Here is a 7772-nt window from a genome sequence, read left to right as displayed (position 1 = left end):
CCACGGTGCGCCCGGCCTCGACGAGCACGACGCGGTCGGCGACCTCCTCGAGCTCGGCGAGGATGTGGCTCGACACCAGGACCGTCGCGCCCTGGGCGGCCAGCGCGCGGAGCAGGTCGCGCAGCTCGACCCGGCTGCGCGGGTCCAGCCCCGCGGCCGGCTCGTCGAGCAGCAGCACGTCCGGCTCGTGGACGAGCGCCCGGGCGAGCCCCAGGCGCTGCTTCTGCCCGCGGGACAGGCCGCTGACCGGCCGGTCCGCGAGCTCGATGAGGAACGTCTGGGCCAGCAGCTCCTCCGCGCGGCTGCGGCGGCGGGCCGGCGGCAGGCGGTAGGCCGCGCCGAAGTGCTCGAGGTACTCGCGCGGGGTCAGCCCCTCGTAGAGGCCGAACACGTCGGGCGACCAGCCCAGCCGGGCGCGGACGTCCGCGGGCTCGGCCACCGGGTCGTACCCGGCCACCCGGACGGTGCCGGCGTCCGGCGCGAGCAGCGTGGCCAGCATCAGCATGACCGTCGTCTTGCCGGCCCCGTTGGCTCCGACGAACGCTGTGACCTCTCCGGGCGGGGCTCGGAAGCTCATGCCGCGCACCGCGTGCACGTCGCCGAAGCGGCGCTCGACGCCGCGTACGTCGATTCCGTCGCCCGTGCGCTCTGCGGGCACCGCCGTGCCCGCCACGTCTCCCGTCACTGCAGCCCCCCCGTCCGCCGGGGCCGATTCCACCACGTCGGCGGCCAGCCGCAGGGACGGTTGTGGACAACTCGCGGGCCGGGGGAAACTCGGGGGAGGCTCGACCCCTCCGCCGGTAGAGTGGGGTCCGCCCGTGTCGCCGCGTGTCTGGAGTTAGTAGCCGTGGGCCTGGTCGTGCAGAAGTACGGCGGCTCGTCGGTCGCCGACGCCGAGAGCGTCAAGCGAGTCGCGCAGCGCATCGCCGCCACGAAGCGCGCCGGCAACGACGTGGTCGTCGTCGTCTCGGCGATGGGCGACACGACCGACGAGCTCATCGAGCTGGCCGAGCAGGTCACGCCGATCCCGGGCGGGCGCGAGCTGGACATGCTGCTCACCGCCGGCGAGCGCATCTCGATGGCCGTGGTCGCGATGGCCCTCGGCAACCTCGGCCTCGAGGCCCGGTCGTTCACCGGCAGCCAGGCCGGCGTCATCACCGACTCCGCGCACGGCAAGGCGCGCATCATCGACGTCACGCCGGGCCGCATCTCGCAGGCGCTCGGGGAGGGCGCGATCGCGATTGTGGCCGGCTTCCAGGGCGTCAGCCAGGACACCAAGGACATCACCACGCTCGGCCGGGGCGGCTCCGACACCACGGCCGTCGCGCTCGCCGCGGCGCTCGAGGCCGACGTCTGCGAGATCTACACCGACGTCGACGGCGTCTACTCCGCCGACCCGCGCGTCGTGCCGACCGCGCGCAAGCTCGCCCGCGTGAGCTACGAGGAGATGCTCGAGATGGCAGCGAGCGGGGCCAAGGTGCTCCACCTGCGCTGCGTCGAGTACGCCCGCCGCTTCGACCTGCCCGTGCACGTGCGCTCGTCGTTCAGCCAGCGCGAGGGCACCTGGGTCACGAACACACCGCAGCAAGGCGCCGCAGAGGAAGGCCAGGACGTGGAGCAGCCGATCATCTCCGCCGTCGCCCACGACCGGAGCGAGGCCAAGGTCACGGTCGTCGGCGTCCCCGACAAGCCGGGCGAGGCCGCCGCGGTCTTCCGGGCGCTGGCCGACGCCGGCACGAACATCGACATGATCGTGCAGAACGTCTCCTCGGTCGCCACGGGCCGCGCCGACATCTCCTTCAGCCTGCCGAAGGCCGACGGCCAGTCGGCGGTCGCCGCGCTGCGCAAGATCCAGCCGACGATCGGCTTCGACGACATCCTGTTCGACGACGCCATCGGCAAGGTCTCGCTCATCGGGGCCGGCATGCGCTCGCACCCGGGCGTCTCGGCGACCTTCTTCGACGCGCTGGCCGGTGCCGGCGTCAACGTCGAGATCATCTCCACCTCCGAGATCCGCATCTCGGTGATCGTGCGCGCCGAGGACCTGGACGCCGCCGTCCAGGCGCTGCACACCGCCTTCGAGCTCGACGCGACCGACGAGGTCGCCACCGTCTACGCAGGGACCGGACGATGAGCGCGCTTCCCCCGCTGAACCGACGTGACGGCCGCCCCACGCTGGCGATCGTCGGTGCCACCGGCGCCGTGGGCACCGTCATGCTGGACATCCTGTCCACCCGGACCGACGTCTGGGGCGACATCCGGCTCATCGCGTCGCCGCGCTCGGCGGGCAAGAAGCTGCGCGTGCGCGGCGAGGAGCTCGAGGTCGTCGCGCTGTCGGAGGAGGCCTTCGAGGGCGTCGACATCGCGATGTTCGACGTGCCGGACGAGGTGTCGGCGCAGTGGGCGCCGGTCGCCGCCGCCAAGGGCGCGGTCGCCGTCGACAACTCCGGTGCCTTCCGGATGGACGCCGACGTCCCGCTGGTCGTCCCGGAGGTCAACCCCGACCAGGCGAAGAACCGCCCGCGCGGCATCATCAGCAACCCCAACTGCACGACGCTGTCGATGATCGTCGCGCTGGGCGCCCTGCACCGCGAGTACACGCTGCGCGAGCTGGTGGTCTCGTCCTACCAGGCCGCGTCCGGTGCCGGCCAGCCCGGCGTCGACGCGCTCCGCGAGCAGATCGCGAAGGTCGCCGGCGACACCACCCTCGGCACCCAGGCCGGCGACGTGCGCCGCGTGATCGGTGACACCGGGCCCTTCCCCGCGCCGCTGGCGCTCAACGTCGTGCCGTGGGCGGGCTCGCTCAAGGACGGCGGCTGGTCCAGCGAGGAGCTCAAGGTCCGCAACGAGTCGCGCAAGATCCTCGGCCTGCCCGGCCTGCGGGTCAACGCGACCTGCGTGCGCGTCCCGGTGGTCACGACCCACTCGCTCACCGTCCACGCGGTCTTCGAGTCCGAGGTCGACCAGGCGCGGGCGCAGGCCGTCCTCGCCGAGGCGCCCGGCGTCGTGCTGTGCGACGACCCGGCCAACTACGAGTTCCCCACCCCCGCGGACGTGGTCGGCACCGACCCGACGTGGGTGGGCCGCGTACGCCGGTCGCTCGACGACCCGAACGCGCTCGACCTCTTCCTGTGCGGGGACAACCTGCGCAAGGGCGCGGCGCTGAACACGGCGCAGATCGCCGAGCTCGTCGCCGAGGAGTTCACCGAGCGCTGAGGCGCCGGCGCTGCGGACGGAGTCGTCGGAGCCGTCCGCGCAGCGAGCACACGGCTGCGGAAGCCCCCCGGGGGGCTTCCGCAGCCGTGCCTGGTCGAGGGTCAGGTGCGAGCCAGGCGCCGCTCCGGACGCTCGACGGCCCACCCCTCGTCATCGGCGAGCAGCTGCCGGGCGAGGTCGGCCGCGCTGTCGTCGCCCTCGAGAGCCACGAGGCAGCGCCCCGCCTCCAAGGAGCTCAGGTGGCGCGACAGGTCGGCCTCCGGGGCGATCCCGCGCAGCAGCGTCGCGACCGCCGACTCCCGGCGAATGCCCTGCCGGTCCGACGACTCCGCGGCGACGAGCGCACGCAGCGCCAGCGGCCCGAGCACCAGCAGCGGGCCGCCCGTGGGCGGCAGCACCAGCGCGGTGCCCGCGAGCATGGCGAAGAGCCCGCCGGCCCACGCGCCCGCGACGCCCTCGGTGCTGCGGTCGGCCGAGGTGACGAGCCCGTGGCGGTGCGAGCGGGTGCGCGGCTCCCGGGCGATCACCGACACGCGGTCTAGGGACAGGCCGCCGGCTGCGACCCGCGCTGCGGCCGCCTCGGCGTCGTCCAAGGTGTCGCACGTGGCGACGACCGACGTAGCGATCACCGAACTCTGCTTTGCAGCAGCGCGGTTGTCCGTAGCTGTGTTCATGAACTGCACCTCTGTCCTGTCCGGTGCGGACGGCGGAGTGCCGCCGCGATGCCATCGACGATGACGCCGCCGGCTGAGGGCCGGGCAGGCTCGCGCTGGGAGGCCGCTGGCAGTCCGGGCCCGAGCGGCCGAGCCCGCCCGTACGCGCTTGCCAGCGGCATGGTTCGCTGACGGCGTGTTCGTGACGAGCGTGGCGTCGGCCATCCGCGGGTCCGCAGTGGAGCGCGAGTGGGAGCCCGACTGGGACGAGGGGACCGTCCGGCAGCTCGTCGAGGCGCTCGACGGGATCGACACGACCGCCGTCGTGTTCGCCGGCCCCGACGAGGCGCACCTCGCCGTCGGCGGCTCGGCCTACGCCGGGCTGGTGGTCTACGTGTCGTACGCCGGTGGCGAGGCGTACTCGCTCGCCGACCCGGCCGCCCCCGAGGGCACGGCCACGGTCGTCACGGCGGGGACGCCGGGGGACTACGAGCTGCGCTATGTCGTGGGCCCCGACGCGGCGGTGCAGGCGGCGTGGCGGTTCGTGCGGCACGGCGACCTCGACGACGCGCTCGAGTGGGAGACGGGCTGAGCGTCGTCGCGTGACTTGCCGACCTGGAAAGCGACGTGGTTGACTTTCCGTACCGGCAAGTCGAGGGGGAGACCGATGAGCGCCACCGAGCCGTCCCGGGCGGAGGCCGAGCAGCTGCTGCGCATGGTCGCGCAGACGCAGGCGCAGGCGGCCGACCGGGTCGTCACGCCGGGGTGGTACCACCCCGCCCTCGGGCTGCTGCTCGCGCTCGTGGTCGCGGCCATGGGAGCGCACAACGTGATGCTCCTGAGCCCCGTGCTCGCCGTCTTCGTCGTCGGGATCGCGCTGCTGGTGACCGCCTACAAGTCCCAGGCAGGCGTGTGGGTCGGTGGAACGGCGAGCGGGCCGCGGGCCAAGCGCCTGCAGCAGGTGATGCTGGTGGCCATCGCTGGGCTCCTGGCCGTCGCCGCGGTCCTCGACCACGGCCTCGGACACCGCTGGGCCTGGCCGGCCGCCGCCGTCCTCGTCGTCCCGCTGGTCGTCGTGCTCGGCCGGCGCTACGACGCGGTCTATCGGGCCGAGATGCGGACACCGCGGTGAGCGGCCTGGACCTCGTCATCCACGCGCCCGTGCGGCTGCGGGTCTGCGCGCTGCTCGCGGCCGCCGAGTCGGCCGAGTTCGCCGTCGTCCGCGAGGAGGTCGGGGTGTCGGACTCGGTGCTCAGCAAGCACGTCCGCACGCTCGAGGAGGCGGGCTACGTGACCGTCTCGAAGGCGACGGTGTCGTCCCGGGTGCGCACGTGGCTCGCGCTAACCCCCGCCGGCCGCTCCGCGTTCGCCGCCCACGTCGCCGAGCTGCAGCGCATCGTCGCGGGCGCGCCGGTCGGCTGACGTCGTCGGCCGGCACGACGGCCGGCTGGCGCACGACCGTGTGCGGGCACGACGGCCTGGCGCACGACATTGTGCGGGCCCGACGGCCGCCTGGCGACTCAGCCGCGGCGCAGCAGCAGCACGGCGACGAACGTCGCGAGGAACGCGCCGGCCGCCCCCGACCACGCGCCGAGGAAGGGCAGGAAGGCGAAGAGCGCGAAGACCACGGCAGCCCCGGCGACCCCGGCGAGCGCCGCCGTCCGGGCACGGTCGGCGAAGGCCCCGCGCGTCGCGGGCGGGGCCGCGCTGCTGGGCGCGGGCTTGCCGCGCCGGGCGCGGTCCGGGGCCGCGCCGCCGGAGGGCGCGTTGCCGAGGGTGCGGTCCACCTCGGCGAGCAGGGCGTCGATGTCGTCGGGGTCGTCGCGGCGGGCCATGCCTCCATCCTGCATCCGGCTCCGCCGCACTGGCCATGGGGCTGTGGACAACTCGCCACATGTGCATGATCACCGCGGAGGGGAGGTGGTCACGGAGGGGAGGAGGTCACGGGGGGAGAGGGTGCTCGAGGTAGGCGCGGAGCGGCGCGGGCTCGAGGGCGGGCGCGAAGAAGAAGCCCTGCGCCGTCGAGCAGTCGAGCTCGACGAGCTTGTCCAGCTGTGTGCGGGTCTCGACGCCCTCGGCCACGACGTGCAGGCCGAGCGCGCCGGCGAGCCCGATGACCGCCGCGACGATGGCCTCGTCGTCGGTGTTGCGCCCCAGTCCGGCGACGAACGAGGTGTCGACCTTGAGCTCGGTCACCGGCAGCCGTTTGAGGTAGACCAGGCTCGAGTAGCCCGTGCCGATGTCGTCGATCGAGATGGCGACGCCTTGGTCCCGCAGCCGGCCGAGCGTGTCGGTGAGCCCCGGCGCGTCCTCCATGAGCACGGTCTCGGTGATCTCCAGGCAGAGCCGGTCACCGGGCAGCCCGGCCGCGGCCAGCGCCGAGTGCACGAGCGCGGGCAGGTCGGCGTCGAGCAGCTGGCGGGCCGAGAGGTTGACCGAGACCCGGGGGCGCCCGAGCTCGGCGGGCAGCTGGGCGAGGGCGGCGCAGGCGTCCCGCAGGACGAGCGTGCCGATGTCGCTGATGAGGCCGGTGCCCTCGGCGACGGGGATGAACTCGTGCGGCGGGACCGGCACGCCGTCCGGGGTCGTCCACCGGGCCAGCGCCTCCAGGCCCACGACCCGCCCGCTGCGCAGGTCGACCTGCGGCTGGTACGCCACGTGCAGGCCGGCGCGCCGGTGCAGCGACTCGCGCAGGCCGCGCTCGAGCTGCCAGCGCCGCTCGGCCTCGGCCCGCATCGGCTCGGCGAACACGTTGATGCGCTCGCCGCCGTCGGCCTTGGACCGGTACATCGCGTCGTCGGCGTCGCGCAGCAGCACGGCCGCGGCGGTCGCCGGTGCCGGCCCCTCGCGCCCGGGGGAGGACAGGGCGACCCCGATGCTGAGCGAGGGGCGCAGCTCCTGCCCGCCGAGCGCCAGCGGCTGCCCGACGGCGGTGAGCAGCCGGCCGGCGATGGCCAGCGCCTCCCGCTCGTCGGCCAGGTCCGGGCAGAGGACGACGAACTCGTCGCCGCCGAAGCGCGCCACGGTGTCGCCCGAGCGGGCCGCGCCGCGCAGCCGCTCGGCGAGCGCGAGCAGCAGGCCGTCCCCGGCGGCGTGCCCGAGCAGGTCGTTGACCGGCTTGAGCCGGTCGACGTCGCAGAAGAGCAGGCCCACCCGCGACCCGTCCCGCCGTGCCGTCGCCAGCGCGTGCTCGAGCCGGTCGAGCAGGAGCGAGCGGTTGGGCAGCCCGGTGAGGGGGTCGTGCAGCGCCTGCGCCCGGATCGCCTGGTCCAGCCGGCTGCGCTCGATCGCGAGCGCGGCCAGCTCGGCGAGCAGGCCGAGCCGGGCATGCTCGGTGTCGTCCGGCCCGCCCGGGCGGTCGAGGTAGCAGCTCAGCACGCCGACGACCTGCCCGTCGCGCCCCTGCAGGGGATGGCACCACGCGCTGCGCACGGCGTGCGTCGCGGCCTGCGCGGCGAAGAGCCCGGTCGGCCCCACGTCGGCGACGTCGCCGACCACGAGCTTGCCGCGGGCCGCGGCGGCGCCGGTGGGCCCGCTTCCCACGGCCACCGGGAGGCGGCGGGCCGCTGCGGCCGCCTCGGGCCGCAGGCTGGGACCGGCGGCGAGGTCGAGGAAGGCCCCGTCGTCGCTGCGGACGAAGACGACCGCGAGCGAGCCGGGCAGCGCCCGCTCCGCGAGCAGCGCCACCGCGTCCATCGTGCGCGACAGCTCGACCCCCGCGACGATCCCCTCGAGGGCGGCGGTCTGGCCCGCCACCAGCGCCGCGGCGCGCCGGCGCTCGTCGATGTTGCGCAGGAAGACGATGAGCCCCTCGTCGCAGGGGAAGGCGCGTACCTCGAGCCAGGCCTGCAGTGGCGCGTAGTACGCCTCGGTCGTCACCTCGACGCCGGTCTCGGCCGCCCG

Annotated in this window: 9 protein-coding genes; 5 read left to right on the top strand and 4 right to left on the bottom strand. The window is 74.8% G+C overall.

Translation table 11 applies throughout. The annotated features are described in order from the left end of the window. A partial coding sequence (locus G9H71_RS15740) for an ABC transporter ATP-binding protein (protein WP_331273043.1) occupies positions 1 to 685 on the bottom strand: 685 nt, incomplete at its 3' end. Positions 686 to 847: 162 nt separating this feature from the next. On the opposite strand from G9H71_RS15740, the gene G9H71_RS15735 reads away from it, so the two are divergent. Continuing rightward, on the top strand, positions 848 to 2134 hold the full coding sequence (locus tag G9H71_RS15735) for an aspartate kinase (protein WP_166283507.1): 1287 nt from the start codon (positions 848 to 850) through the stop codon (positions 2132 to 2134). Further along, positions 2131 to 3216: an aspartate-semialdehyde dehydrogenase gene (locus tag G9H71_RS15730; RefSeq protein WP_166283505.1), complete on the top strand. Its 1086-nt coding sequence runs from the start codon at positions 2131 to 2133 to the stop codon at positions 3214 to 3216. The genes G9H71_RS15735 and G9H71_RS15730 overlap by 4 nt, the downstream gene beginning before the upstream one ends. Before the next feature lie 101 nt (positions 3217 to 3317). Here G9H71_RS15730 and G9H71_RS15725 read toward each other — a convergent pair whose 3' ends face one another. Next, the gene (locus G9H71_RS15725) at positions 3318 to 3845 is read right to left on the bottom strand and encodes a hypothetical protein (RefSeq protein WP_166283503.1); all 528 of its coding nucleotides are present in this window, start codon (positions 3843 to 3845) and stop codon (positions 3318 to 3320) included. Between the two features lie 220 nt (positions 3846 to 4065). Here G9H71_RS15725 and G9H71_RS15720 point away from each other — a divergent pair, with 220 nt between their 5' ends. The 3 genes from G9H71_RS15720 (at position 4066) to G9H71_RS15710 (ending at position 5291) form a co-directional block, all read left to right on the top strand. Further along, a complete protein-coding gene (locus tag G9H71_RS15720) occupies positions 4066 to 4461 on the top strand; it encodes an Imm1 family immunity protein (RefSeq protein ID WP_166283501.1) in 396 nt (131 codons plus the stop codon). 75 nt (positions 4462 to 4536) lie between these two features. Further along, positions 4537 to 5001 carry a hypothetical protein gene (locus G9H71_RS15715; RefSeq protein ID WP_166283499.1) on the top strand — a complete coding sequence of 155 codons (465 nt, stop codon included), beginning with the start codon at positions 4537 to 4539 and terminating at the stop codon, positions 4999 to 5001. Beyond that, positions 4998 to 5291, top strand: coding sequence for a transcriptional regulator (locus G9H71_RS15710; protein ID WP_166283497.1), 294 nt, complete (start codon positions 4998 to 5000; stop codon positions 5289 to 5291). Before G9H71_RS15715 ends, G9H71_RS15710 begins: the two co-directional genes overlap by 4 nt. 98 nt (positions 5292 to 5389) lie before the next feature. Here G9H71_RS15710 and G9H71_RS15705 read toward each other — a convergent pair whose 3' ends face one another. Together G9H71_RS15705 and G9H71_RS15700 are read right to left on the bottom strand one after the other, a co-directional pair. Next, the gene (locus tag G9H71_RS15705) at positions 5390 to 5704 is read right to left on the bottom strand and encodes a hypothetical protein (protein ID WP_166283495.1); all 315 of its coding nucleotides are present in this window, start codon (positions 5702 to 5704) and stop codon (positions 5390 to 5392) included. A 106-nt stretch (positions 5705 to 5810) separates the two neighbouring features. Further along, complete coding sequence (locus G9H71_RS15700; RefSeq protein ID WP_166283493.1) at positions 5811 to 7748, bottom strand: putative bifunctional diguanylate cyclase/phosphodiesterase; 1938 nt, start codon at positions 7746 to 7748, stop codon at positions 5811 to 5813. Positions 7749 to 7772: the final 24 nt, after the last annotated feature.

It is taken from the genome of Motilibacter deserti (genome assembly GCF_011250635.1).
In the GTDB taxonomy this organism is placed as follows: domain Bacteria; phylum Actinomycetota; class Actinomycetes; order Motilibacterales; family Motilibacteraceae; genus Motilibacter_A; species Motilibacter_A deserti.
This window is presented reverse-complemented; position numbering and strand designations above follow the sequence as displayed.

What these genes read in the sequence shown, in the direction of transcription:
- G9H71_RS15705 (WP_166283495.1), bottom strand. Translation starts at nt 5,704, where the DNA reads ATGGCCCGCCGCGACGACCCCGACGACATCGACGCCCTGCTCGCCGAG.
- G9H71_RS15730 (WP_166283505.1), top strand. Translation starts at nt 2,131, where the DNA reads ATGAGCGCGCTTCCCCCGCTGAACCGACGTGACGGCCGCCCCACGCTG.
- G9H71_RS15715 (WP_166283499.1), top strand. Translation starts at nt 4,537, where the DNA reads ATGAGCGCCACCGAGCCGTCCCGGGCGGAGGCCGAGCAGCTGCTGCGC.